This window comes from Aeromonas sp. sif0611 (assembly GCF_019218845.1).
GTDB lineage: Bacteria > Pseudomonadota > Gammaproteobacteria > Enterobacterales > Aeromonadaceae > Aeromonas > Aeromonas media.
In genome coordinates this window covers 63106-87685 of sequence record NZ_JAHUWU010000007.1, presented here as the reverse complement: position 1 = coordinate 87685, position 24580 = coordinate 63106, and the positions used below count along the sequence as shown (strand labels likewise).

Genomic DNA, 24580 nt, shown 5'->3' with positions numbered 1-24580 from the left:
CCCCCGTCCGGATCATCCTGTTTCAGCCTGACTATCCTACGGAGCGATCTTTTACCCTCATTTAGCTAATTTTTACTCTGTTTTACTTAACAAAACAGGTGTAATCGTTTACATCTGTGTGAGCGGGATCGCCGATCATCGGGCAAAACTCCCCTACACTGCATGCGTTATCGGCGTTCATGCAGGGAGAGAGAAGAATGCTCAGGGAGATAGTGGCCCGTCAGGACTGGCAGACCCAGGCGATTACCTCGGTGAATCGTCTGCCTGCCCATACCCCCTTGTTCAGCTGGCGCAGCGAGGCCGATGCCCGTGCCGGGCTCCCTTCGCCGTCCCGCATGCTGCTCGACGGCGACTGGCGTTTATCCTTCTTCGGGGCCCCCGAGCTGGTGCCCGAGAAGTGGCTGAACGAGGATCTGCCCGACTCGACCCTCATCAGGGTACCTGGCAACTGGCAACTGCAGGGGTTTGATCGCCCCATCTATACCAACATCAAGTACCCCTTCCCCTGCGATCCGCCCCGGGTGCCGGCAGAGAATCCCACCGGCTGTTATTCCCGCGAGTTTGAACTGTCCGCCGACTGGCTGGCCAGCGGTCAGACCCGCATCATCTTCGACGGGGTGGACAGCGCCTTCCATCTGTTCTGCAACGGCCGCTGGGTCGGTTACTCCCAGGACAGCAGACTGCCCGCCGAATTCGATCTCGGCGACTTCCTGCAGGCAGGCACCAACCGGCTGGCCGTGCTGGTGCTGCGCTGGTCCGATGGCTCCTATCTGGAGGATCAGGACATGTGGCGCATGAGCGGCATCTTCCGCTCCGTCAGTCTGTTGCACAAACCCGAGCGCCGGCTGCTGGACGTGCGGCTGACCCCGGTGCTGGACGCCTGCTACCGGGATGCCCGTCTCAAGGTGGCGCTGCAGGTCAATGAAGGCGCCGGGCTGGCGGTGGAGGCGAACCTCTATTTCGGTGAGCAGCCGGTTGCCCGCCTGCGTCAGCCCCTCGGTACCGGCCCCATCGACGAGAAGGGTGCCTACACAGACAGAGCCGAGCTGTGGCTGGAGGTCGCGGCTCCCCACAAGTGGAGCGCCGAGACGCCGCATCTGTATCGACTGACCCTGACCCTGCTGGACGAGCAGGACGAGCCCATCGAGAGCGAGGCCCATGACGTGGGTTTTCGGGCGGTGGAGATCAAGGGCGGCTTGCTGAGGGTCAACGGCCAACCGCTGCTCATTCGCGGCGCCAATCGCCACGAACACGATCCCGCCTTGGGCCATGTGGTGACCCCGGCCGCCATGGAGCAGGATCTGCGGTTGATGAAGCAGCACAACTTCAACGCGGTGCGCTGCTCCCACTACCCCAATCATCCCGAGTTCTACCGACTGTGTGACCGGCTCGGCCTCTATGTGGTGGACGAGGCGAACCTGGAGACCCACGGCATGACCCCCATGGGGCGGCTGGCACAGGATCCCGCCTGGAGCAACGCCTTCCTCGAGCGGGTCACCCGCATGGTGGCGCGTGACTTCAATCACCCCAGCATCATCATCTGGTCGCTGGGCAACGAATCCGGCTATGGTCCGGCCCATGACGCCATGTACCAGTGGGTCAAACGGGCCGATCCGAGCCGCGCGGTCCAGTACGAAGGGGGTGGAGCCGATACCCCGGCCACCGACATCATCTGCCCCATGTATGCCCGCACCCATCAGGATCAGCCTTTCCCGGCTGTGCCCAAGTGGGCGCTGGCCAAGTGGATAGGTCTGCCGGAAGAGACCCGACCGCTGATCCTCTGCGAATATGCCCACGCCATGGGCAACAGCCTGGGGGGTTACGCCCACTACTGGCAGGCGTTTCGCGATCATCCCCGTCTGCAAGGCGGTTTCGTGTGGGATTGGGTGGATCAGGGGCTAGACAAGATGGCCGATAATGGTCGTCATTTCTGGGCCTATGGCGGTGATTTCGGCGATCTTCCCAACGATCGCCAGTTCTGCTGCAACGGCCTGCTGTTCCCGGATCGCACGCCGCATCCCGCCTTGTTCGAGGCGAAGCGGGCCCAGCAACCCTTCGTGCTGTCCTTGGTAGGCCAGAAGCCGCTGACGGTGGAGGTCCATAGCGAATATCTGTTCCGCCCCACGGACAACGAAGTGCTGCGCTGGCAACTGCTGGAGGACGGAGTGGTGCTGAGCCAGGGCGAGTGCCCGCTCGCGCTCGCGCCTCAGGGACGGGCAACGCTGACCCTGCTGGAGCGGCTGCCCGGCTTTGCCGCGGGCGCCCTCGCCTGGCTGGATCTGGCCATAGTGCAGCCCACCGCCACGGCCTGGGTCGGGGCGGGTCACGAGGTGGCGCGCCAGCAATGCATGCTGCCGACTCCTCTGGCCATGCCCGTTACCCGGGCTCCCGCCCCCTTGAGCGAGCAGCCTGACCACTGGCTGGTGCGTGCTGCGGGCAGCGAGTGGCGGTTGGACAAGGCCAGCGGCCGTATCAGCAGTTGGCAGAAGCAGGGCCGTGAACAGCTGCGTGACGTCATCGCCGATCACTTCTACCGGGCGCCACTTGACAACGACATCGGCACCAGCGAGGCGGATCACGCGGATCCCAATGCCTGGATTGCCCGCTGGCAGGAGGCCGGGCTCAATGATCTGCAGCACCGCTGCCTCGGCCTGGAGGCGAGCCCGGCTCAGGGTCTCATCACGGTACTTCATGGCTACTTCGTGGCCGACGAGCTGAAGATACTGACCCGCTGGCACCACAGGTTCGATGCCGATGGCGTCATGACGCTGCACATCGAGGTGGAGATCGCTGCCGACATGCCGTCGCTGCCCCGCATCGGCGCCAGGCTCTGGCTGGCCGGCGAGGTCGACGAAGTGAGCTGGCTGGGGCGCGGTCCCCACGAGAACTACCCGGACAGGCTGCTTGCCGCCGACCTCCATCGCTGGCAGCTGCCGATTGTGGCCCTGCACACCCCCTATGTGTTCCCGACCGACAACGGATTGCGTTGCGATACCCGTCAGCTGCGGCTCGCAGAGGTGAGCATCGAGGGCAAGTTCCACTTCAGCGTCAGCCACTACAGCCAGCAACAGCTTGCCCAGGCCCGTCATCAGACCGATCTGGTGGCCCAGGGGGGAGTACACCTCTGTCTGGATGGTTTCCACATGGGTGTAGGGGGCGATGACTCCTGGAGCCAGAGCGTGCGGCCTGAATTCTGGTTGTTGCCTGGAAGTTACAGCTGGAACTGCATTTTTCGCTAGATGGACTAGTCTTGGATGGTGAGGCTTCGAAGGAGGCCTTAACTTACATAACTATTTAATTTTTAACAATATTGCTTCTATGTAACAGAGTGTAAACGTTTTCATTTTGTTGCCATGATCACAGACCGTCACACAACAAACTGATTACATTAGGCTGGCGCCAGTTCAAACGGTGTACAGCATTCCCTACAAATACAGATATTAGAGATCGGAGCATAACAATGAAAAAACTCACGACAGTTGCCACCTTGCTGATGGGACTGATGGCGGGAGCACAAGCCCAGGCCGATACCCGTATCGGTGTCACCGTCTACAAGTATGACGACAACTTCATGGCGGTAGTGCGCAAGGCCATCGAGAAGGAAGCGGTAGCCAATCCCGGTGTGGAGCTGCTGATGAATGACTCCCAGAATGACCAGTCCAAGCAGAACGACCAGATCGACGTGCTGCTGGCCAAGGGCGTGAAGGCGCTGGCCATCAACCTGGTTGACCCGGCTGCGGCCCCTGTCGTGATCGAGAAAGCCCGTGCCGACGAGATCCCCGTGGTGTTCTACAACAAGGAACCGAGCGCGGCCGATCTGGCCAGCTATGACAAGGCCTACTACGTGGGTACCGACTCCAAGGAGTCAGGGATCATCCAGGGCCAGCTGATCGCCAAGCACTGGAAGGCACACCCGGAGTGGGATCTGAACAAGGATGGCGTCATCCAGTTCGTGCTGCTCAAGGGCGAGCCGGGCCACCCGGATGCGGAAGCCCGTACCACCTACGTCGTCAAGACCCTGAATGACGGCGGCGTCAAGACCGAACAGCTGCACATGGATACCGGTATGTGGGATACCGCCATGGCGAAAGACAAGATGGACGCCTGGATCTCCGGCCCCAACGCCAACAAGATCGAAGTGGTCATCGCCAACAACGATGGTATGGCAATGGGTGCTGTTGAATCCCTGAAAGCCCAGGGCAAGACTGCCATTCCGGTGTTCGGCGTCGATGCCCTGCCGGAAGCCCTGGCCATGGTCAAGAGCGGTGCCATGGCGGGTACAGTGCTGAACGATGCGGCCAACCAGGCCAAGGCGACCTTCGAGCTGACCAAGAATCTGGCTGAAGGCAAGCCGGCCGGTGAAGGCACCAACTGGAAGATCGACAACAAGGTCGTGCGCGTTGCCTACGTGGGCGTAGACAAAGACAACCTGTCCCAATTCGAGTAATTCCTCCCCTCAGGGCAAGGGAGATCCCCTTGCCCTTTTTTCAACCAGATGTGATGGCTGATATGACAACACGGCAACAATCAGAATGGCTGTTGGAGATGATTGACGTCAGTAAGAGCTTTCCTGGCGTCAAGGCACTCGATAATGTCAATTTACGGGTCCGTCCTCATTCTGTGCATGCGTTGATGGGCGAGAATGGCGCAGGGAAGTCCACGCTGCTCAAGTGCCTCTTCGGCATCTACGAGAAGGATCAGGGCAAGATCTTCTTCAAGGGCGAGGAGATCAACTTCACCTCTTCCAAAGAGGCGCTGGAAAATGGCGTATCCATGGTGCACCAGGAGCTGAACCTGGTATTGCAACGCACCGTGATGGACAACATGTGGCTCGGTCGCTACCCCACCAAGGGCTGGTTCATCGACCACGGCAAAATGTATGACGACACCAAGCGCATCTTCGACGAACTGGACATCGACATAGACCCAAGGGTCAAGGTCGGCACCCTCTCCGTCTCCCAGATGCAGATGATCGAGATCGCCAAGGCATTCTCCTATGACGCCAAGATCGTCATCATGGACGAACCCACCTCCTCCCTGACCGAGAAAGAGGTCAACCACCTCTTCAAGATCATCAACAAGTTGAAGGACAAGGGGTGCGGCATCGTCTACATCTCCCACAAGATGGAGGAGATCTTCCAGCTCTGTGACGAGATCACCATATTGCGGGATGGCCAGTGGGTGGCGACTCAGCCGCTCGAGGGTATGACCATGGATCAGATCATCGGCATGATGGTCGGTCGTGAGTTGACCCAGCGCTTCCCGGAGAAAACCAACCAGCCGAAAGAGGTGATCCTCGAAGTCGAGCGCCTGACGGCCAAGAATCAGCCTTCCATCAAGGACGTGAGCTTCAACCTGCACAAGGGGGAGATCCTCGGCATCGCCGGTCTGGTGGGGGCCAAGCGCACCGACATCGTCGAGACCCTGTTCGGTATCCGCGATCACAGCGACGGTGTCATCAAGCTGCACGGCAAGGAAGTCGCCAATCGCAACGCCCATGAGGCGATCCAGAACGGCTTCGCCCTGGTGACGGAAGAGCGCCGCTCCACCGGGATCTACTCCCGTCTCGACATCGCCTTCAACTCCCTGATCGCCAACATGGACAACTACAAGGGATCCATGGGGCTGCTCAGCGACAACAAGATGAAGAGCGATACCCAGTGGGTCATCGACTCCATGCGCGTCAAGACACCGACCCAGCAGACACAGATTGGCTCCCTCTCCGGGGGCAACCAGCAGAAGGTGATCATAGGCCGCTGGCTGCTGACCCAGCCGGAGATCCTGATGCTGGATGAGCCGACCCGGGGCATAGACGTGGGCGCCAAGTTCGAAATCTACCAGCTCATCCTGGAGCTGGCGAAGAAGGACAAAGGGATCATCATCATCTCGTCCGAAATGCCCGAGCTGCTGGGGATCACCGACCGCATCATGGTCATGAGCAATGGCCGGGTCGCCGGGATCGTCAATACCAAAGAAACTGACCAGAGCGAGATACTGCGCCTGGCATCTCTGTACCTCTAGAGACAGGAAGACATTTATGGAGTCGGCTAAAAATTTCAATCTGATGCAGGCGCTCAAGGAAAACGCCATCTACCTGGTGCTGCTGGTGCTGCTCATGGTTATCGTGATCCAGGAGCCATCCTTCCTCAGCCTCACCAACCTCAGCAACATCCTGACTCAGTCCTCGGTGCGGGTCATCATCGCCCTAGGGGTGGCGGGGATCATCATCACTCAGGGGACGGATCTGTCGGCCGGTCGTCAGGTCGGTCTGGCGGCGCTGATCGCGGCCACCATGCTGCAGGCCCTGACCAACGTCAACAAGGTGTTCCCCAGTCTGGGTGAAGTACCCATTCCGGCGGTGATCCTGCTGGTGTGTGCGGTGGGTGCGCTGATCGGTCTGGTCAACGGCCTGATCGTGGCCTACTTGAACGTGACGCCCTTCATTACCACTCTGGGCACCATGATCATCGTCTACGGCATCAACTCCCTCTATTTTGATTCGGTGGGTGCCTCTCCGGTGGCTGGCTTCGACCCTCGCTTCTCCAGCTTCGCGCAGGGCTTTATCCGGATAGGAGGATTCAAGCTTTCGTACCTGACCTTCTATGCGGCCATCGCCAGCGTCTTCGTCTGGGTGCTGTGGAACAAGACCCGCTTTGGCAAGAACATCTTTGCCATCGGCGGCAACCCGGAAGCTGCCAAGGTCTCCGGCGTCAACGTGGCGGTCAATCTGGTGATCATCTACGCCCTGGCCGGTGTCTTCTACGCCTTCGGCGGCATGCTGGAAGCAGGCCGGATCGGCAGCGCCACCAACAACCTCGGTTTCATGTATGAACTCGATGCCATCGCGGCCTGCGTGGTGGGCGGTGTCTCCTTTGCCGGTGGTGTAGGGACTGTCGCCGGTGTCATCACCGGGGTACTCATCTTTACCCTGATCAACTATGGTTTGACCTATATCGGGGTCAGCCCCTACTGGCAGTTCATCATCAAGGGCGGCATCATCATTCTGGCGGTTGCCCTGGACTCAATGAAGTACGCCAAGAAGAAGTAAGCATTGGCAGAAAGGGCCGGTCATGTTCCGGCCCTTTCTATTTGGAGGGACCCACCCCATGCCATTCAAAGTCAAAATCAACGTTCTGCTCCTGCTCGCCATCCTGGTCACCATCGGCACCGCCTGGTTCAGCGTCAATCACTTCATCAGTGGCTACATCCGCACCCAGGCGACCCAGAACATCAACGAGCAGATCACCCTGGTCAAGGAGAAGCTGGCCGGTGACATCAACCAGAAGGTGCTGCTGGCGGCGAATCTCAACCTCGGGGTGACCAGCGTCAAGAAGGCGCTGCAGGAGACCGGTTTTCACAACATCGTCAAGCTGATCGGTGACATGGCGTTCGACGTGAACGGGGTCATCGACGACAAGGCCAGGGTCGAGGCTCTGCGCAAGCTGATCCCCGCCGCCAACAACCAGATCACCGTCAGCCCGCTGGAGCAACTGGACGGCAAGCCGGTGATCTCCATCCTGGTGCCCCGTGGTGCCGATTCCGCCTATCTCTATTACCTCGACATGAGCGAGTTCAAGGCGCTGCTGGCGAAGGTGAGCGGGGAGGGGCGTTACTTCTCCCTGAGCGACAGTCAGGGCCAGGTACTCTACAGCAGCAAGCCCCAGGGAGAGACGGAGAGCCGTCCCAACAAGCTGGATATCCGTGGCAGTCAGTGGACCCTGACCGGTTACGTGGATCTCGATTACATCCGGTCCATGACCCGGTCCCTCAACGGCCAGATCATCATGGCGCTGTTCGGCGTGGCGATAGTGGTGATGGTGCTGGCGATGCTGGCGCTCAATGTGGCCTATAGGCCCATCCTCTCCCTGCGGGATCTGGTGCTGGAGCTCTCTCGCGGCAGCGGCGATCTGACCCGCCGGTTGACGGTGACCAGCACGGACGATCTCGGCCAGATCTCGGCGGGCATCAACCGCTTCATCGAGCGGCTGCAGGAGATGATGGGAGAAGTACGGGAAGCCAGCGGCCAGCTCAACAGCGGCATCGAGGGGCTGGCCAGTCAGACGGGCTCCGCCCAGGGACTGTTGGCGGATCATGTGCGGGAGACCGAGCAGGTGGTCACCGCCATCAACGAGATGAGCCGCACCGCGGTCTCGGTATCGGAGAGTGCCGCCAGCACGGCCCAGCTCACCGGCCAGAGCCAGCAGCTTGCGAGCCAGTCGCGCCGGGTGGTGGATCAGGCCATGGCCAGCGTGACCGCCCTGGTGACCGAGGTGGAGACCACGGCCCACTCCATCGCCGCCATGCAGCAGGATGTGCAGCAGATAGGTTCCATCCTGGGGGTCATCGGCGGCATCGCCGAGCAGACCAACCTGCTGGCCCTCAACGCCGCCATAGAGGCAGCCCGGGCCGGTGAGCAGGGGCGCGGGTTTGCGGTGGTGGCCGACGAGGTGCGCTCCCTGGCGGGCCGTACCCAGAAGAGCACGGCAGAGATCCAGACCATGCTGACCCGGTTGCAGCGGGGCACCCAGACAGTGGTGGTGGCCATGGGCAACACCCGGCAGAGCTGTCAGGATGCGGCAGAGAACACCAGCAAGGTGAATGCGTCGCTGGATCTGATGGCGGGGGAAGTGGTGGAGATCAACGATCTCATCAGCCATATCGCCACGGCGGCGGAGCAGCAGAGTGCGGTCGCCGAAGAGATCAACCGCAACATGAGCGCCATCGCCGAGGTGATCACCCAGCTCAAGGGCAATGGCGAGCGGACGGTGGAGAGTTCGACCTCGATGCAGCACACCTATGACAGGCTGCGGGAGATAGTGGGGCACTTCCGGCTGGAATAAGGTCGGTTGGACTGGTGGTGGGGACCCTGGCCACCGTGGTCAGGGTGACAGCGCACCGGGAAAGCGTGAAAAACGCCCAAAAAAGATGGGGGCGACTTGCGTCGCCCCCGATAGTCTTATCGCTCATATCCTTGAACGAAGTTGCTCCCTGCAATCCCTGACTATACCTCTTCCTTTAGGTTTCCCCTTCCCAATCCTTTGGGGTGTCCTTTAGCCATCATGGCCTGACGAGTCATCCGTTCCCGTCGCACTTTCTCCGTCCTGGGAGGTGTCCTTTACCACATCCTGTGGTGAGTCCATTTGCCCAACCCTGGCAGCCAGTCTTCCTGACCGACTTCATTGCGTCCGTGCAGGAGTAACTATAAGGATTTCCCGGGGGACGACAACGGCATGTTGAAAAACGTTTTTGCCAAACTCGTTTCTCGAGAAATGATAATGATATTATTTCGTTCTGGATCAGTATCTTGTGCTTTTTAAGTGCGGTTTTTTTGCGCCTATCTTCCGACTATGGCGAGAATTTTTGAGGCGCTTGGCTTACACCTGTCATGGCGAATGTCTCACAGCTCGTTTAACTGAGGTTCAGAAAAGTCACCAGGGTCAGAGTCGATCGCGGATAGGCGAGCCGGGGCCGGCAGCATCCAGGTCGGAGGCGCCTGTGCCGGGTCGGGTTGAGGGAGGGGGGACACGGAGGGTTGCATGGGGTTGCTGGCCGGAAGCGGCTAACAGGAGCTGGCTATCGGGGGAGGGGTATACCGGCGTGGGACGCTGACAAACCAGGAGGAGGGATCCTCCCCCTGGGGGCAGTATCAGTGATGTTGCTGACCACCATACCATTGGCACAGGTAGGCGGGCACCAGCATCTGTGGGGCTTGGTCAACATGGCACACCACCAGCGGCATGGCGGGAGCACCCTGGGCCTGAACCAGAGCCGGGACCATGGGTAGAACCAGGGCGACGAGCAGAAACAGCGATTTGATCTTCATGGTTATCTCCTTGGTGATAGAAAAACAGCGTGATCCTGATCACTTTCTGAGTTAAGGCGAACCGGGGAGCTGCGCAAGGTGGCGCAATAAATTCAACTAATGAAAAAACTTTAAAACCTGGATGCAATGGGCCTGGTGAGAAAAGCATCGTCAGGATGCGATCAGAATGCATATCCATATAAAGGAGATGTGATGAGCACCCTGATGCGGAGGGCTGTCCGTGCGGGTTGGCGCCGATGCCATGATCTGGGACAAGAGATGGATTATTCAGGCGAAGGGATGCAGATGACTATTTATGTGGTTAGGTAAGGGAACATTTATGAGGATAAATGCATGGATGAACGCATAAAATTCAAACAAAAAATAACAAAAAGGCATGCATTTGATTTTATTGGTTATTTTTAATCTCTCATATCCATTTATAGATATCACACATGAATGAAAACGCTATCTTGATGAAATAAATACTGTCTTTATTGCGAAATAATGCGGCCAGCATTAATGGGTAAATGTCATTTATGTAAACTCCATCATAAATTAACTCCTGATTTTATTCAGTCTCGAGTGAATGTGATCAATGTCCAAGTTTGCGTTGATTGCTAGTCCTAACCTCTGTCACGAAAGGCAAGGGCAGGATAGAACACAAGCTGATTACCCTACATGAAGAATATCCCGCCTTAGCCACGAGCCAGAATAGAAGGAATCTATTCAATCACTCGCAGGGACCACTGCTAGACGGAATATAATCATGAGCAAATTTTATGTAGGTTCTGAAGTTGGCCAATTGCGCCGCGTCATGCTGCACCGCCCCAACCTCAGTCTGAAGCGTCTGACCCCTTCCAACTGCCAGGATCTGCTGTTCGACGATGTCCTGTCCGTTGAACGTGCCGGTCAGGAGCACGACAAATTCGCTCAGGTACTGCGCGATCAGAATGTCGAAGTCTTCCTGCTGACCAACCTGCTGGCCGAGACCCTGGATGTACCGGAAGCCAAAACCTGGCTGCTGCAACATCAGGTGTCCGATTATCGCCTCGGTTCTTCCCTTGCCAATGATGTGCGCTGCTTCCTGGCTGACATGCCGCACCGCGAGCTGGCCCGCATCCTCTCCGGTGGCCTGACCTACTCAGAGATGCCCTACAGCGGTGTCAACATGGTGGTCGGCATGCACGCCCCGACCGACTTCATCATAGAGCCGCTGCCCAACCACCTCTTCACCCGTGACACCTCCTGCTGGGTCTATGGCGGCGTCTCCATCAACCCCATGGCCAAGGCCGCCCGTCGCCGCGAGACCAACCATGTGAAGGCCATCTACCGCTGGCACCCGCAGTTTGCCGGCCAGGACTTCATCAAGTACTTCGGTGACGAGGATCGCGACTACGACAACTCCACCATCGAAGGGGGCGACGTCCTGGTCATCGGCCGTGGCGCTGTGCTGATCGGCATGTCCGAGCGCACCACGCCGCAAGGGGTGGAGCACCTGGCCCGCGGCCTGTTCAAGCACGGTCAGGCCAAGCAGGTCATCGCCATGCAACTGCCGAAACACCGCAGCTGCATGCACCTGGACACCGTCATGACCCACATGGACATAGACACCTTCTCCGTCTATCCGGAAGTCATCCGCAAGGACGTGAACTGCTGGAGCCTGACTCCGGGCGGCGCCACCGGCATGAACATCAAGGAAGAGGGCTACTTCGTCACCGCCATCGAGAAGGCGCTGGGTGTGGATCAGCTCAAGCTCATCACCACAGGTGGTGACAGCTTCGAGGCCGAGCGCGAGCAGTGGAATGACGCCAACAACGTGCTGACAGTACGCCCCGGCGTGGTGGTGGGCTACGAGCGCAACACCTACACCAACGAGAAGTACGACAAGGCCGGCATCACAGTGCTGCCCATCCCGGGTGAAGAGCTGGGACGTGGCCGCGGCGGCGCCCGCTGCATGAGCTGCCCGATGGAACGTGACGGCATCTGACAAGACGGCGTGGCGCCGGCAGAGGCTGGCGCCACACACACCAAGACTCGAGAGTAACACTCATGAAAAAACCAACTGTCGTCGTCGCCCTGGGTGGCAATGCCCTGCTCCGTCGTGGCGAGCCCCTCGAAGCTGACATCCAGCGCAAGAACATAGCGACCGCCGCCAAGACCATCGCCCGGATCGCCGAGGATTACAACGTGGTGCTGGTGCACGGCAACGGCCCGCAAGTCGGCCTGCTGGCCCTGCAGAACAGCGCCTACACCAAGGTCTCCCCCTATCCCCTGGATGTGCTGGGCGCCGAGTCCCAGGGCATGATCGGCTACATGCTGATCCAGGAGCTCAAGAACCTGATGCCGAGCCGCAACGTCACCGCGCTGCTGACCCAGGTGCAGGTCGACCCCAAGGATCCGGCGTTTGCCAATCCGACCAAGTTCATCGGCCCCGTCTATGAGGAAGCCGAAGCCCGCGCCCTGGCTGCCGAGAAGCAGTGGAGCGTCAAGGCAGACGGCAAGTTCTTCCGCCGTGTGGTGCCGTCCCCGCTGCCCCAGCGCATCGTCGAAGGCGACGCCATCGAAACCCTGATCGCCCAGGGCCACCTCATCATCTGTACCGGTGGTGGCGGCATTCCGGTGACCTGGGATGGCCACTGCCTGACCGGCATCGAAGCCGTCATCGACAAGGACATGTCTGCCGCCTACCTGGCCAAGCAGATCAAGGCCGATGCCCTGCTGATCCTGACCGATGCCGATGCCGTCTACCTGGATTGGGGCAAGCCGACTCAGCACCCGCTGCGGGTCACCAGCCCGGCCGAGCTGGCCGGGGTCAAGTTCGACGCAGGCTCCATGGGGCCCAAGGTCGAAGCGTCCTGCGAATTCGTCAAGGCAACCGGCGGCATGGTCGGCATAGGTTCCCTGGAAGATGGCCTCGCCATCCTCAAGGGGGAAGCCGGCACCAATATAGTCGCCACCCATACCGTGAATGCTTGAGTCGTTGAATCACTGCGTAGTTAACAACACTGCCCGAATTGGTCTGACACAAATATAGAGAGAACTCATCATGGCTTTTAATCTGCGTAACCGTAACTTCCTGAAACTGCTGGACTTCACCCCGCGCGAAATCCAATACATGATCGATCTGGCCATCGACCTGAAAAAAGCCAAATACGGTGGCTATGAGCGCAAGCACCTCACCGGCAAGAACATTGCCCTGATCTTCGAGAAGACCTCCACCCGTACCCGCTGCGCCTTTGAAGTGGCGGCCTTCGACCAGGGCGCCCAGGTCTCCTACCTCGGCCCAAGCGGTTCCCAGATCGGTCACAAGGAGTCCATGAAGGACACCGCTCGTGTGCTGGGTCGCATGTATGACGGCATCGAGTACCGTGGCTTCGGTCAGGAGATCGTCGAAGAGCTGGGCGCCCATGCCGGTGTACCGGTCTGGAACGGTCTGACCAACGAATTCCACCCGACCCAGATCCTGGCCGACTTCATGACCATGCTGGAGCACGGCAAGGGCAAGCGCCTGGATCAAATCAAGTTCGCCTACCTGGGTGATGCTCGCAACAACATGGGCAACTCCCTGATGGTCGGTGCCGCCAAGATGGGCATGGACATCCGCCTGGTTGCGCCGAAAGCCTTCTGGCCGGAAGAGGAGCTGGTCGCCAAGTGCCGCCAAATCGCCGAAGAGACCGGCGCGCGCATCCATCTGACCGAAGACGTGAAGGAGGGGGTGTTGGGTACCGACTTCCTCTACACCGACGTCTGGGTTTCCATGGGTGAAGCGAAAGAAGCCTGGGATCAGCGCGTCAAACTGATGACCCCGTATCAGATCAACATGGACGTCATCAACGCCACCAAGAACCCGGATGTGAAGTTCATGCACTGCCTGCCGGCGTTCCACAACGACGAGACCACCATGGGCAAGGAAGTGGCTGACAAATACGGCATGAAGGGTCTGGAAGTGACCGAGGACGTGTTCGAATCCGAGCACAGCATAGTATTCGACGAGGCCGAAAACCGGATGCACACCATCAAGGCAGTGATGGTTGCTACGCTGGGCGACTAAGGTCGCAGTAGTGGTGCCGGGGGGTGACCCCCGGCTTTTCGACCATGTGACAGCGGCATAATACCTCTAACCCTACGACCCGCAGATACATGGATACCGCACCACAGAAGGAAGCTGGACCATGACCAAATTCAAGTTCCCGTCAGCCTACACCATATTGTTTGTGCTGATCGCCCTGGTGGCCGCCCTGAGCTGGATAGTGCCGGCCGGCAAATACGACATGGTAATGAATGAAGCCCTCGGCAAGGAAGTGCCGGTGGCCGGTACCTACAAGCTGGTGGATGCCAATCCCCAGGGGATAGTCGACGTGCTGCTGGCACCCATCGACGGCCTCTACAACCACGACACCTATGAGGCAGGTGCCATCGACGTCTCCCTCTTCATCCTGATCATCGGTGGTTTTCTTGGCATTGTGACCAAGACAGGTGCTATCGATGCCGGTATCGAGCGCGTCACCGATCGTCTGCGTGGCCGCGAGGAGTGGATGATCCCGATCCTGATGGCGTTGTTCGCCGCAGGGGGCACCATCTACGGCATGGCGGAAGAGTCGCTGCCCTTCTACACCCTGCTGGTGCCCGTGATGATGGCCGCCCGCTTCGACCCTGTGGTCGCCGCCGCGACCGTATTGCTGGGTGCCGGTATCGGTACTCTGGGTTCTACCATCAACCCGTTCGCCACCGTGATTGCCGCCAACGCAGCCGGCATCTCCTTCACCGACGGCATCTGGCTGCGCGTCGCCATGCTGGTCGCCGGCTGGCTGCTGTGCGTGGCCTATGTGATGCGTTACGCCAAAATGGTGCGCAACGACCCGAGCAAGTCCCTGGTGGCCGACAAGTGGGAAGAGAACCGTGCCCACTTCCTCGGCAACAAGAGCGATCAGATGCTGGAGTTCACCCTGACCCGCAAAATCGTGCTGGGCATCTTCGTCGCCGCCTTCGCCGTGATGATCTACGGGGTGGCCGTGCTCGGCTGGTGGATGGCGCAGATCTCCGGCGTCTTCCTGGCCGCCGCCATCATCGTCGGCCTCATCTCCCGCATGAGCGAGGAGGAGCTGACCTCCAACTTCATCGACGGTGCCCGTGACCTGCTCGGCGTGGCCCTCATCATAGGTATCGCCCGCGGTATCGTGGTGGTGATGGACAACGGCATGATCACCCACACCATCTTGAACAGCGCGGAAGGCATAGTGACCGGCCTCTCCACCGTGGTGTTCATCAACGTGATGTTCGTGCTGGAGGTGGTGCTCTCCTTCCTGGTGCCGTCCTCCTCCGGTCTGGCGGTGCTGACCATGCCGATCATGGCGCCGCTCGCCGACTTCGCCAACGTGGGCCGCGAGCTGGTGGTGACCGCTTACCAGTCCGCCTCCGGTCTGGTGAACCTGGTGACCCCGACCTCCGCCGTGGTCATGGGTGGCCTGGCGATTGCCAAGGTGCCCTATGTGCGCTGGCTGAAGTGGGTGGCGCCTCTGCTCGGTCTGCTGACCGTGCTGATCGTGGCCTGCCTGAGCCTGGGGGCCATGCTCTCCTGAGGGATAACAAGCAAGACGCAACGGGAGCCTGAAGGCTCCCGTTTTTTTATGGCCACAGGATGACAGGCAACAAAAAGGCGACCCAGGGGTCGCCTTGCTGCATGCGGGGCTGGCTTAGCGCGCCTGCTCCAGGGTGCGTACCACGGCGGCATGGGCCTGGCGGGTGCGGCTGATGTGGCGCGGGGCTATCAGCACCACATCGTTGCCGGCCACGGCCCCCAGGATCTCGGGATCGGCGTGGCGATCCAGCAGGCGGGCTACCACGGTGGCGGCTCCCGGGGTGGTGTGCACCAGCACCATCTGCTGGTTGTGCACCACGGCGCGCACCATGTCGTGCACGGAGCGGGTGCTGCCGGCGGGTTCCAGCTGATCATCCACTAGCGTGTAGACCTTCTTGCCATTGGCATTCTGGGCCTTGGCGACGCCGAGGCGGCGCAGCAGACGGGAGATGGTGGACTGGCTGATGTCGGCGAAGCCGCGCTCCGCCAGCTCGCGGCGGATCTCTTCCTGGGTGCTGTAGCAGTGCTGGCCGATGATCTGGCGGCAGGCATCGAGCTGGGCCAGGTCGGACTCCTGTTCCGGGGGGCGACTGAGGGTCTTGACCATGGCGACTTCCTTTGACGATGACAGATGGCTATGGCGCTCAGTCTGTCATGCTTGTTTTTCATAGCGAAAAACACTGATGACGAGCATTTCGGTAGGTGATGAGCGATGTCTAGCCGTTGCGAGATGGCAAATTATAACCAAAGGGGGAATAAGTGATGTGACAGGGGTCAAAAATGGGCCCCGCAGGGCCCGACAGAGTATCAATAGCGTTCGCTGACGATGTCCTGGGTGAAGGATTTCTCGCAGTATTTGCACTTCATGCGCACCGCGCCCTTCACTTCGCGCACCCGGAAGTAGCTGTCCACCGGCTCGTTGTGGGAGATGCAGTTGGAGTTGGGGCAGTGGAAGACCCCGGCGATGAACTCCGGCAGCTTCAGCTGGTGCTTCTTCACCACGGCGAAGTCTTCGATGATGTTGACGGTCGCGGTCGGGGCAAACAGCGCCAGCTGGTTGGCCTGCTGCTCGGTCAGCCGGGTGTTCTCTATCTTGATGAGATCCTTCTTGCCCAGGGCGCCGGATTTCAGGTTGAAGCCGACGGTGATCCGCTCCTGGGTCTCGATCAGCTGGAACAGCTTGAGGATCTTGATGCCCTGGCCGGCGGGGACGTGGTCGATGACGGAGCCGTGACGGATGGCTTCGACTTGCAGTTGGTTCTTCTCGGACATGATGTTCCCCTTTTCCCTTAGACGGTTTCGTTCAGTACCAGTGCCAGCAGCGCCTGGCGTGCATAGACCCCGTTTTCTGCCTGCTGGAAGTAGTAGGCGTGGGGAGTCTTGTCGACGGCGACCTCGATCTCGTCGACCCGGGGCAGGGGATGCAGGATCTTCATGGTGGGCTTGGCCCCTTCCAGAGTCGCCAGCTCCAGCACGAACTTGGCGGCCATGTGCTTGTACTCTGTCTCGTCGAAGCGCTCTTTCTGGACCCGGGTCATGTAGAGGATGTCCAGCTCCGGCATCACCTCTTCCATGGTCTCGTGGACGCTGAACTGAATGCCCTTCTCCTCCAGCTCTTCGCAGATGTAGTCCGGCATCGCCAGGGCTTCCGGGGAGATGAAGAAGAAGCGGCAGTTGAACAGGCTCAGGGCCTGGGCCAGGGAGTGGACGGTGCGGCCATATTTCAGGTCACCGACGAAGGCCACGTTGAGACCGTCCAGCTTGCCTTGGGTCTCGTGGATGGAGAACAAGTCGAGCAGGGTCTGGGTCGGATGCTGGTTGGAGCCGTCACCGCCGTTGATGACAGGCACCCGGGAGAACTCGGAGGCCAGACGGGCGGCACCCTCTTTCGGGTGACGCATCACCACGGCATCGGCATAGGAGCCGATGATCTTGATGGAGTCGGCCAGGGTCTCGCCCTTCTTGGCGCTGGTGTTGCCGCCGTCGGCGAAGCCGATGATGTTGCCGCCGAGGCGCTGTACCGCGGTCTCGAAGGAGAGACGGGTGCGGGTGGAGGCCTCGAAGAAGCAGCTGGCGACCAGCTTGTCTTTCAGCAGGCGGGTGTCGGGTTCGGCCTTCAACCGCTGAGCGGTGGCGACCACCAGTTCCATGTCGGACCGGGTCAGGTCCGAGATGGAGATGACGTGTTTGTTATAGAGTGGATTGGTCATCGTCTGCATTCCCTTTGACATCAATGAAGGTTTTTCTGGCACAAAAAAAAGCCCCTGAAACAGGGGCTCTTTTTAAAAACAACTGGGGATCTGTGGGTCGGAAACCGGAAACAACGGGGCCGCTCTGGTGCGCTCCACCCGTCTGCAAGGCTGCTTTTTTCATCAAAAACGGCATCGTCCTGTCCCGACCTTTTTCAAAACCGGACAGATTATAGGGCTGGTTTTTGAATTGTCAAAAATTTATTTCAGAGGCAGGATTTGCCGGTAAAAACGTTTGAGTGTCGCGAACGGGTCGACAAATCCAGACCTGGTGCTCAGGCTGCAGCGGCAGTTCATCCGTGGCCATGCTGCGCAGATAACCGAGTCGGTGGTGCCCCTCCAGTAGACAATATGGCTGCGGCAGGGGTTGGCCATCTGGGTAGCAGGCACCGGGCTCGGGGGCGAGCACTATGATGGGCTCGGACCAGGTGCCCCGGCTCAGCATGTCTTCACCGAGCCAGGAACGACGCACATAGCGGTTGCTGCGCAGCATCTCGCCCCAACGCTCGATCACCTCCATGTGGCGGGAGCCTATCTGGCTCACGACCTGGGTCGTCTCCCAGGCTTCGCACTCGAACTGGTGGCGGGCGAGGTCGATAAAGCTCCAGTTGGACTCAAAACCGCGCCAATGGCGGTAAATCCATTGTGTCAGCACATTTTGGGGGATGAAGGGCACCAGGGGGGAGACCCGCTCGAGATAGTCTGGCAGAGACTCGGTTTTGCGCTCATCCCGGAAGTTGAGGGGCGCAAGTTGTTGAAGCAGTCGGTAATTGAGCATGAGCGACCTCCCTGTTGCTGGTTTCACCCTACCCCCATTTATGCCCCATTCCTACCCCGGCGGGACTGCAAATACAGCAAGTTACCCCGGCTGGTTGCGGGAATCGCCGTGATTTGCTCGTGAATTGTTCGATCGCATCGAAAGTGAGAAAAAAAGCCTTTACCTTTGATCCCGGCTTTGTATAATTCGCCTCGTTTGTTGCAGGGGCGTAGTTCCAATTGGTAGAACAGCGGTCTCCAAAACCGATGGTTGCGGGTTCGAGTCCTGCCGCCCCTGCCATTTTCAGAAAGGCCAGCTCATTGAGCTGGCCTTTCGCATTTCTGTCATCCGCTTTACCCATCCTGGTGGCAGCGGCTGACTGCCCTCGCTGAGCTGCCTTCCCGCACATCCCTTGAGCCTCAACGGTTCGGTCCGATTGCGCTTCGCTAGCCGCTATTGCCGCTTTTTGCCCTGTTGTTTCTGGCAATCGTGCTGTCTGGCGCCCTGTGCTACACCACATGAGCTGCGCCTCACTGGCGCGCGTGCAAGCAACCGGGCGTTCCGACCGGCAACGGGGAACGCGAAGCGAGAGTGAGGAGAGGCATGATGCACAAGGCCGTTGAAACCCGCATGAACAGAGCCCGCCCCGGTGGCTGGGTGCCACAGGATCAGGCCCACATCCGGCGTTGGATAGCGCGACTGAAACACTATGTGACGCAGCAATCGGGACCGCTGGCCGCGCCCATCGCCGAGTTGCGGGATCTGGTCAACGGCGATCCCCTGCTGCACGCCCAGGCCAATGCCATGTTCAGGGAGGCCTGGCGCCATGAGCACCTGACCCCGCTCGGCCAGATCGAGGTACAGAGCTTCGACGAGTTCCTGGCCTTGCTCAACGGCATCATGACCACGGCCCCCGAGGCCTATCAGGACATCCCCACTCACGAGCCCTCCGGCCTCATCGGCTTTCCCATCAACGCCCTGCTCGACTGGCCCATGGCGACCCGCTCCGGCTATCACTTCTTCGCCAACGCCCTGGTGAACCAGCAGTTCAAGAAGATCCTCGATTACTGGGCGCAGTTTCTGCAAAGTCCGTCCTCCCGCTATGTGCTGACCGAGCCGGTCAGTCGGCTGGACAGGGAGACCCTGATCGTCCCCTGGCTCGGCGAGGTGGCCAAGGCCGAGATGGTGCAGGTGGCCAGAGGGGCGTTCGGGGAGGGGCCTGACCCCACGCCCGCTCGTTTCGAGCAGATCTTCCAGTGCGATCCGGCGGCCGAATACCAGGGTTTTGGCTGCTGGGATGACTTCTTCACCCGCACCTTCCGCCCCGGCGTGCGGCCGGTGTCGGCGCCGGAGGACGACGGCGTCATCGTCAGCGCCTGCGAGTCGGCGCCGCTGCAGGTGACGGGGGATGTGAGTCTCAGCGATCGCTTCTGGCTCAAGGGCCAGCCCTACTCGCTGAACAACATGCTCGACTTTGACGAGAGCGCCCCCCTGTTCGACGGCGGCACTGTGTATCAGGCCTTTCTCAGCGCCTTGAGCTATCACCGCTGGCACAGCCCGGTGAGCGGGACCATTCGCAAGGTGCGCGTGGTCAATGGCACCTACTACCTGGAGAACCAGTTCGAGGGCTTCCTCGACTGTGACGGCGCCGATCCCAGCGCACCGAACAATTCCCAGCCGTTCCTCACCTCGGTAGCCACCCGGGCGCTGATCTTCATCGAGGCCGACAACCCCAAAATCGGCCTGATGTGCGTGGTGCCGGTGGGGATGGCGGAGGTGTCGAGTTGCGACGTCACGGTGAGGGTGGGGGACAGGGTGAAGAAGGGGGATCCGCTCGGCATGTTCCACTTCGGCGGCTCCACCCACTGCCTGGTGTTTCGACCCGGGGTCGAGCTGGCATTTGACTTCCACGGCCAGCGGCCGGGGCTGGATGCCACCAACCTGAGGGTCAACACCGCCATCGCGCGGGTGAAATAGGAGTCCCCGTGCCGTAGCAGAAAGGAAGAGGCCGCCTCTGGGCGGCCTCCTTGCATTCAGGCCCTCTGCCGGAGCAGCAGATCCAGGTATGCGCCCTCGATCAGCTGGGAGGGCTCCACCCCGAGGCGTGCCATGATGTCGTGGGCCTCCCGCATTCCCGCCTCGAGCGGCTCGGCCTCCTCCAGCACCACCTCCAGCTCGAGGAAGTGACCCAGCCCCTTCACCCGATCGAGGTGGATCCGGGTCCTGCCGACCAGGAAAAGGGTGCGCATCTTCCGCACCCTGCCGATCTGACCGCAGGCCAGACTGAGGGTCTCCCGCAGCCGGTCCGGCTCGCTGGTCGGGGTCAGGTGATAGAAACTCTCCTTGGGCCCCTGCCGATCGGCACGGCGGTAGAAGATGAGCTCACCGCTGCAGGGGGAGAGGGTGCGCAGCTTGAGGCGGCCAGCGTCGCAGCGAAAGAAGGTGTCATCCTGCGCTATCTCGACGGGGCCACGGTCGGCGATGGCGGTCGCCTTGGGATGAAGGAGATCGATCCGCTCGATCCTGGCCTTGATCTCGATATTTCGGGGCATGGGGGTCTCCATTGGGGGCAAAAAAGAGTCCCAACCTATCACAAGCGTCACCCTGGGATAGCCTCCGCCGATGTCGGTTGGGGATCTCGTGATTTTCGTGACTTGCAGCACAACCCGTTGTCGAGGCACGAGAAATTAATCAGATTCACTAAAGTCCAGCGTGGATACCGCCGATACCTACTACCAAGATGGGGGTATTTTCAACCCCCTGCTACCACAAGGATTCGTTGTCATGACTCTCTCGTTGCGCGGCAAGTTGCTCGCGGCCAGCCTGGGGGTAGTGCTGCTGATGGCAGCCCTGCTCGGTATCGTCGCCTTCCACACCCTCAAATCACGCACCCTTGGCGCCATCCAGAGCGAGGCGGTCAACTACGGCCACGCCCACTCGGTAGCCATCGGCAACTGGTTGGCAGATCGTCGGCATGCGGTCAATGCCCTGACCGCAGTGATTGCCGACAATCCCGAGGCAACCCTGGTGCCACACCTGCTGCAGACCCGTACCTCCGGTGGCTTTGGCCTCACCTATTTTGGTTCGGTGCAGGGGGCCATGACTCGCCACGATCCCTCCCTCAACACCGCCAACTACGATCCCCGGGTGCGTCCCTGGTATCAGAATGCCACCAAGGCGGGCAAGCTCATCGTCACCGCGCCCTACGTCAGCGTGACCATGCAGCAGATGGTGGTGACCCTGGCCGAGCCGGTGAGCCATCAGGGTCAGGTGATCGGGGTGGCCGGTGCGGATCTCTCCCTGGATGACCTCATCGATGAGGTGCTGGCCATGAAGGTGCAAGGGGAGGGGTACGCCATGCTGCTCGACCGCTCCGGCCTCATCGTCGGTCACCCGCAGAAGGCGCTGGCCCTCAAGCAGGTGGCCGAGCTGGCCCCCGGCCTCACGGGGACGACCCTGGAGGGCTGGAGCCGGGACGGTGAGCTGCACGGCGCCACCATAGCGGGGCGCGACGTGCTGCTGTCGGTGCAGGGGGTGCCAGGCACCGACTGGCTGCTCGCCATGGTGATGTACAAGGATGTGCTGGAGGCGCCCTTCGCCAGCCTGCTGTGGCAGCTGGTGGGGCTGACTCTGGTGCTGCTGCTGGTGTTCAGCGCCCTGCTCATCGCCATGTTCAATTACCTGTTTGCCGATCTCGGCCGGGTGTCGAAGGCGCTGGCCGACATCGCTCACGGCGAGGGGGATCTCACGGTGCAGATCGTGGCCCAAAGCAGGGACGAGGTGGGGCTGCTGGCCCAGAACTTCAACCTGTTCGTGGCCCGGTTGCACGGTATCGTCAGCCGGTTGCGGGACGTCACCGTCGAACTGGCGGCTCAGTCCAGAACCCAGGCGGCGGGGGCCGAGGAGCGCAGCCAGCGAGTGCGCCAGCAGCAGGACGAGATCGTCATGGTGGCGACCGCGGTGACCGAGATGGCATCCGCCACTCAGGAGATCGCCGGCAACGCCGAGTTTGCCGCCACCACCTCCGGCGATGCGGTCAGGCTGGCCGTCGCCGGTCAGTCCCAGGTCGGTCAGAGCCAGCGCAGCATCAGCGGCCTGGCAAGGGAGGTGGCCGATGCAAGCCAGACCATTCATGAGCTGGATGGACACGCCCATAAGATCAGCGGCATCCTGGCCACCATCAGCGGCATCGCCGAGCAGACCAATCTGCTGGCGCTGAACGCCGCCATCGAGGCGGCCCGGGCCGGTGAGCAGGGCCGCGGCTTTGCCGTGGTGGCGGACGAGGTGCGGGTGCTGTCGCGTCGTACTCACGACTCTACCGCCGAGATCCAGCAGATGATCGAGGCCCTGCAGCAGACCACCCGCCGCGCCGTGGGTGGCATGGAGACCAGTCGCCAGCTGGCGGGTACCAGCGTGGAGGATGCGGAGGCTGCCAACCAGAGTCTGGCGCGGATCAACGAGGCCATCGGTGCCATCAGCGACATGGCGACCCAGATAGCGGCGGCGGCGGAGGAGCAGACCTCGGTCACCGGCGAGATCAGCCGCAACACCGAGAACATCCGTCATGTCTCCCAGACGCTGGCAGAGCAGGCGAAGGTGGAGGCTGCCCAGGCCGCCGAGCTCAAGTCCCTGACCGAGCGGCTGGAGCAGGAGATAGGCCGCTTCCGGCTCTGATCCTCCCGACAAAAAAGGGCAGCCCGCGGGCTGCCCTTTTGCATTCTCGTGGGGTCAGGGGGTCTGCTTGACCCAGATCAGCCGGTCGGTGGCAAAACCCAGCCCCTTGGCCTTGGCGATCAACGCATCCACCTTCTCCTTTGGCGGGTTGGGGGAGCGGGAGAGGATCCACAGATAGTCATGGTTGTAGCTGGTCACCAGGGAGAGCTGGTAATCGGGGTCGAGGTCGATGACGTTGTAACCGCCGTAGAAGGGGCCGAAGAAGCTCACCTTGAGCCGTGCCTCGTCCGGCTTGTCGATGAAGTAGGCCTTGCCCTCGGCTTCGCGCCAACTGCCATCGCTCTGAAGGCCGCGGTTGAGCACCTTGACGCCGCCATCGTCACGCCGGCTGTAGGTGGCGCTCACCCGCTCCAGCCCCCGCTCGAAGCTGTGGTCGAGACGCGCGATCTCGTACCAGGTGCCGAGGTAGCGATCGAGCTGGAAGCCGGTGACGGGGCGGATGCCATCGGCAATCCCGGTACAGGCCGTCAGCAGCAGGGCAGTGAGCAGACAAAACAGTGAACGCATGGGTGATCCCTCTCTTTTAGCCTTCGATGATGCGCAGCTGACCGTCCCGGAAGCGGGAGGCCTGATCCGTCGGCGTGCTGCCGAAGAAGCGCTTGTACTCCCGACTGAACTGGGAGTTGCTCTCGTAACCGACTCTGGCCGCCGCCGCCCCCGCCTTGACGCCGTCGTGCAGCATCATCATGCGCGCCTTGTGCAGGCGAAACGACTTGATGTATTGCAGTGGCGAAGTGGCGGTGACCGCCTTGAAGTGGTGGTGGAAGGCGGAGACGCTCATGTTCACCTCCCGGGCCAGCTCCTCCATGGTGAGGTTGTCGGCGTAGCGCGACTCTATCATACGCAGCACCCGGGCTATCTGGCCCACATGGTTATGGCGATTGGCGAGCGCCTGCAGCGCCGGTCCGCCGCCCTCATGCAGGGCGTAGAACAGCATCTCCCGCACCGTCTGCGGCCCCAGCACCCTGGCGTGCAAGGGATTGTCCATCAGCGCGATCAACCGCTCGGCGGCGCAGAACATGTCCTCCGACAGGGGTACCGAGTGGACGCCGCTCTTCTGCGGGGCCGGAGCGGGCAGGGCATCTCCCAGCTCCAGCAACAGTTCCTGCAGGGTGGCGACGTTGATCTCGAGGGAGAAACCGATGAGGGGCTGCTCGGGGGAGGCGAAGCATTCGCACTCGCAGGGCAGCGGCAGCGTCATCAGCAGATAGTGGCTGGGATCGTAGCGAAACACCTGATCCGCCAGGTAGCCCACCTTGTGGCCCTGCAATATCACTATCATCCGCGGCTGATAGAGTACCGGGGTGCGGCCGTGGTACTCGGTGGTGTAGATGAGGTTCACCTGCTCCACCGGGGAGGGAGTGATGCCTGGGGTGGTGACGTGACGGGCCAGCCTGGCGGCGAGATCGGCGTAACGGTTGGACATGAATGCTCCGGGAGAATTCCGATTATTTGTA

General features: G+C 60.7%; 19 protein-coding genes and 1 tRNA gene. 12 read left to right on the top strand and 8 right to left on the bottom strand.

Annotation, left to right across the window (positions count from 1 at the left end):
- Positions 1–197: 197 nt before the first annotated feature.
- The 5 genes from KW824_RS16275 to KW824_RS16255 all read left to right on the top strand — a co-directional run bounded on the left by KW824_RS16275 (position 198) and on the right by KW824_RS16255 (position 8840).
- Positions 198–3239: a beta-galactosidase gene (locus tag KW824_RS16275; protein WP_218410319.1), complete on the top strand. Its 3042-nt coding sequence runs from the start codon at positions 198–200 to the stop codon at positions 3237–3239.
- 221 nt (positions 3240–3460) lie between these two features.
- A complete protein-coding gene (mglB, locus tag KW824_RS16270; RefSeq protein ID WP_041206574.1) occupies positions 3461–4447 on the top strand; it encodes a galactose/glucose ABC transporter substrate-binding protein MglB in 987 nt (328 codons plus the stop codon).
- Between the two features lie 53 nt (positions 4448–4500).
- Positions 4501–6021 (top strand): galactose/methyl galactoside ABC transporter ATP-binding protein MglA, encoded by a 1521-nt coding sequence (mglA, locus tag KW824_RS16265; RefSeq protein WP_043128650.1) that lies wholly within the window; start codon positions 4501–4503, stop codon positions 6019–6021.
- A gap of 16 nt (positions 6022–6037) precedes the next feature.
- On the top strand, positions 6038–7048 hold the full coding sequence (mglC, locus tag KW824_RS16260; RefSeq protein WP_041206572.1) for a galactose/methyl galactoside ABC transporter permease MglC: 1011 nt from the start codon (positions 6038–6040) through the stop codon (positions 7046–7048).
- 58 nt (positions 7049–7106) lie between these two features.
- Positions 7107–8840 carry a methyl-accepting chemotaxis protein gene (locus KW824_RS16255; protein ID WP_218410318.1) on the top strand — a complete coding sequence of 578 codons (1734 nt, stop codon included), beginning with the start codon at positions 7107–7109 and terminating at the stop codon, positions 8838–8840.
- A gap of 806 nt (positions 8841–9646) precedes the next feature.
- Here KW824_RS16255 and KW824_RS16250 read toward each other — a convergent pair.
- Complete coding sequence (locus KW824_RS16250) at positions 9647–9823, bottom strand: hypothetical protein (protein WP_005333052.1); 177 nt, start codon at positions 9821–9823, stop codon at positions 9647–9649.
- Positions 9824–10571: 748 nt separating this feature from the next.
- Here KW824_RS16250 and arcA point away from each other — a divergent pair.
- From arcA to KW824_RS16230, 4 genes are all read left to right on the top strand, one after another.
- Positions 10572–11792 (top strand): arginine deiminase, encoded by a 1221-nt coding sequence (gene arcA / locus KW824_RS16245; RefSeq protein WP_041206570.1) that lies wholly within the window; start codon positions 10572–10574, stop codon positions 11790–11792.
- 62 nt (positions 11793–11854) lie between these two features.
- Positions 11855–12781 carry a carbamate kinase gene (gene arcC / locus KW824_RS16240; protein ID WP_043128648.1) on the top strand — a complete coding sequence of 309 codons (927 nt, stop codon included), beginning with the start codon at positions 11855–11857 and terminating at the stop codon, positions 12779–12781.
- Between the two features lie 70 nt (positions 12782–12851).
- Positions 12852–13856, top strand: coding sequence for an ornithine carbamoyltransferase (argF, locus tag KW824_RS16235; protein WP_042650576.1), 1005 nt, complete (start codon positions 12852–12854; stop codon positions 13854–13856).
- A 121-nt stretch (positions 13857–13977) separates the two neighbouring features.
- Positions 13978–15384: a YfcC family protein gene (locus tag KW824_RS16230; RefSeq protein ID WP_161507687.1), complete on the top strand. Its 1407-nt coding sequence runs from the start codon at positions 13978–13980 to the stop codon at positions 15382–15384.
- 114 nt (positions 15385–15498) lie between these two features.
- Here the strand turns inward: KW824_RS16230 and KW824_RS16225 are convergent, their stop codons facing one another.
- From KW824_RS16225 to KW824_RS16210, 4 genes are all read right to left on the bottom strand, one after another.
- Positions 15499–15990: an arginine repressor gene (locus KW824_RS16225; RefSeq protein WP_005324454.1), complete on the bottom strand. Its 492-nt coding sequence runs from the start codon at positions 15988–15990 to the stop codon at positions 15499–15501.
- Positions 15991–16190: 200 nt separating this feature from the next.
- The gene (gene pyrI / locus KW824_RS16220; RefSeq protein ID WP_005324452.1) at positions 16191–16655 is read right to left on the bottom strand and encodes an aspartate carbamoyltransferase regulatory subunit; all 465 of its coding nucleotides are present in this window, start codon (positions 16653–16655) and stop codon (positions 16191–16193) included.
- 17 nt (positions 16656–16672) lie between these two features.
- The gene (pyrB, locus tag KW824_RS16215; RefSeq protein ID WP_043128645.1) at positions 16673–17593 is read right to left on the bottom strand and encodes an aspartate carbamoyltransferase; all 921 of its coding nucleotides are present in this window, start codon (positions 17591–17593) and stop codon (positions 16673–16675) included.
- A gap of 232 nt (positions 17594–17825) precedes the next feature.
- Positions 17826–18410, bottom strand: a complete 585-nt coding sequence (locus KW824_RS16210) for a hypothetical protein (protein WP_043128643.1) — start codon at positions 18408–18410, stop codon at positions 17826–17828.
- Between the two features lie 202 nt (positions 18411–18612).
- Between KW824_RS16210 and KW824_RS16205 the strand changes: the two genes are divergently transcribed.
- Together KW824_RS16205 and KW824_RS16200 are read left to right on the top strand one after the other, a co-directional pair.
- Positions 18613–18689 (top strand) — tRNA-Trp (locus tag KW824_RS16205).
- 306 nt (positions 18690–18995) lie between these two features.
- Positions 18996–20366, top strand: a complete 1371-nt coding sequence (locus tag KW824_RS16200; protein WP_043128641.1) for a phosphatidylserine decarboxylase family protein — start codon at positions 18996–18998, stop codon at positions 20364–20366.
- A 56-nt stretch (positions 20367–20422) separates the two neighbouring features.
- Here KW824_RS16200 and KW824_RS16195 read toward each other — a convergent pair whose 3' ends face one another.
- Positions 20423–20941, bottom strand: coding sequence for a class IV adenylate cyclase (locus KW824_RS16195; RefSeq protein WP_043133743.1), 519 nt, complete (start codon positions 20939–20941; stop codon positions 20423–20425).
- Between the two features lie 232 nt (positions 20942–21173).
- On the opposite strand from KW824_RS16195, the gene KW824_RS16190 reads away from it, so the two are divergent.
- Entirely contained in the window at positions 21174–23063 is a 1890-nt protein-coding gene (locus tag KW824_RS16190) for a methyl-accepting chemotaxis protein (protein WP_218410317.1), read from the top strand.
- A 54-nt stretch (positions 23064–23117) separates the two neighbouring features.
- Here KW824_RS16190 and KW824_RS16185 read toward each other — a convergent pair whose 3' ends face one another.
- Together KW824_RS16185 and KW824_RS16180 are read right to left on the bottom strand one after the other, a co-directional pair.
- Positions 23118–23630: a lipocalin family protein gene (locus KW824_RS16185; RefSeq protein WP_171269341.1), complete on the bottom strand. Its 513-nt coding sequence runs from the start codon at positions 23628–23630 to the stop codon at positions 23118–23120.
- Between the two features lie 16 nt (positions 23631–23646).
- Positions 23647–24549: an AraC family transcriptional regulator gene (locus tag KW824_RS16180; RefSeq protein WP_005324436.1), complete on the bottom strand. Its 903-nt coding sequence runs from the start codon at positions 24547–24549 to the stop codon at positions 23647–23649.
- Between the last annotated feature and the right edge of the window lie 31 nt (positions 24550–24580).

Bases quoted from the DNA above. Each gene is read 5' to 3' on its own strand.
- mglB (WP_041206574.1), top strand. From the start codon at position 3,461: ATGAAAAAACTCACGACAGTTGCCACCTTGCTGATGGGACTGATGGCG.
- pyrB (WP_043128645.1), bottom strand. From the start codon at position 17,593: ATGACCAATCCACTCTATAACAAACACGTCATCTCCATCTCGGACCTG.
- KW824_RS16190 (WP_218410317.1), top strand. From the start codon at position 21,174: ATGACTCTCTCGTTGCGCGGCAAGTTGCTCGCGGCCAGCCTGGGGGTA.
- arcC (WP_043128648.1), top strand. From the start codon at position 11,855: ATGAAAAAACCAACTGTCGTCGTCGCCCTGGGTGGCAATGCCCTGCTC.
- arcA (WP_041206570.1), top strand. From the start codon at position 10,572: ATGAGCAAATTTTATGTAGGTTCTGAAGTTGGCCAATTGCGCCGCGTC.
- KW824_RS16195 (WP_043133743.1), bottom strand. From the start codon at position 20,941: ATGCCCCGAAATATCGAGATCAAGGCCAGGATCGAGCGGATCGATCTC.
- KW824_RS16250 (WP_005333052.1), bottom strand. From the start codon at position 9,823: ATGAAGATCAAATCGCTGTTTCTGCTCGTCGCCCTGGTTCTACCCATG.
- argF (WP_042650576.1), top strand. From the start codon at position 12,852: ATGGCTTTTAATCTGCGTAACCGTAACTTCCTGAAACTGCTGGACTTC.
- KW824_RS16255 (WP_218410318.1), top strand. From the start codon at position 7,107: ATGCCATTCAAAGTCAAAATCAACGTTCTGCTCCTGCTCGCCATCCTG.
- mglA (WP_043128650.1), top strand. From the start codon at position 4,501: ATGGCTGATATGACAACACGGCAACAATCAGAATGGCTGTTGGAGATG.
- KW824_RS16230 (WP_161507687.1), top strand. From the start codon at position 13,978: ATGACCAAATTCAAGTTCCCGTCAGCCTACACCATATTGTTTGTGCTG.
- pyrI (WP_005324452.1), bottom strand. From the start codon at position 16,655: ATGTCCGAGAAGAACCAACTGCAAGTCGAAGCCATCCGTCACGGCTCC.
- KW824_RS16200 (WP_043128641.1), top strand. From the start codon at position 18,996: ATGCACAAGGCCGTTGAAACCCGCATGAACAGAGCCCGCCCCGGTGGC.
- mglC (WP_041206572.1), top strand. From the start codon at position 6,038: ATGGAGTCGGCTAAAAATTTCAATCTGATGCAGGCGCTCAAGGAAAAC.
- KW824_RS16210 (WP_043128643.1), bottom strand. From the start codon at position 18,410: ATGCTCAATTACCGACTGCTTCAACAACTTGCGCCCCTCAACTTCCGG.
- KW824_RS16225 (WP_005324454.1), bottom strand. From the start codon at position 15,990: ATGGTCAAGACCCTCAGTCGCCCCCCGGAACAGGAGTCCGACCTGGCC.
- KW824_RS16185 (WP_171269341.1), bottom strand. From the start codon at position 23,630: ATGCGTTCACTGTTTTGTCTGCTCACTGCCCTGCTGCTGACGGCCTGT.
- KW824_RS16180 (WP_005324436.1), bottom strand. From the start codon at position 24,549: ATGTCCAACCGTTACGCCGATCTCGCCGCCAGGCTGGCCCGTCACGTC.
- KW824_RS16275 (WP_218410319.1), top strand. From the start codon at position 198: ATGCTCAGGGAGATAGTGGCCCGTCAGGACTGGCAGACCCAGGCGATT.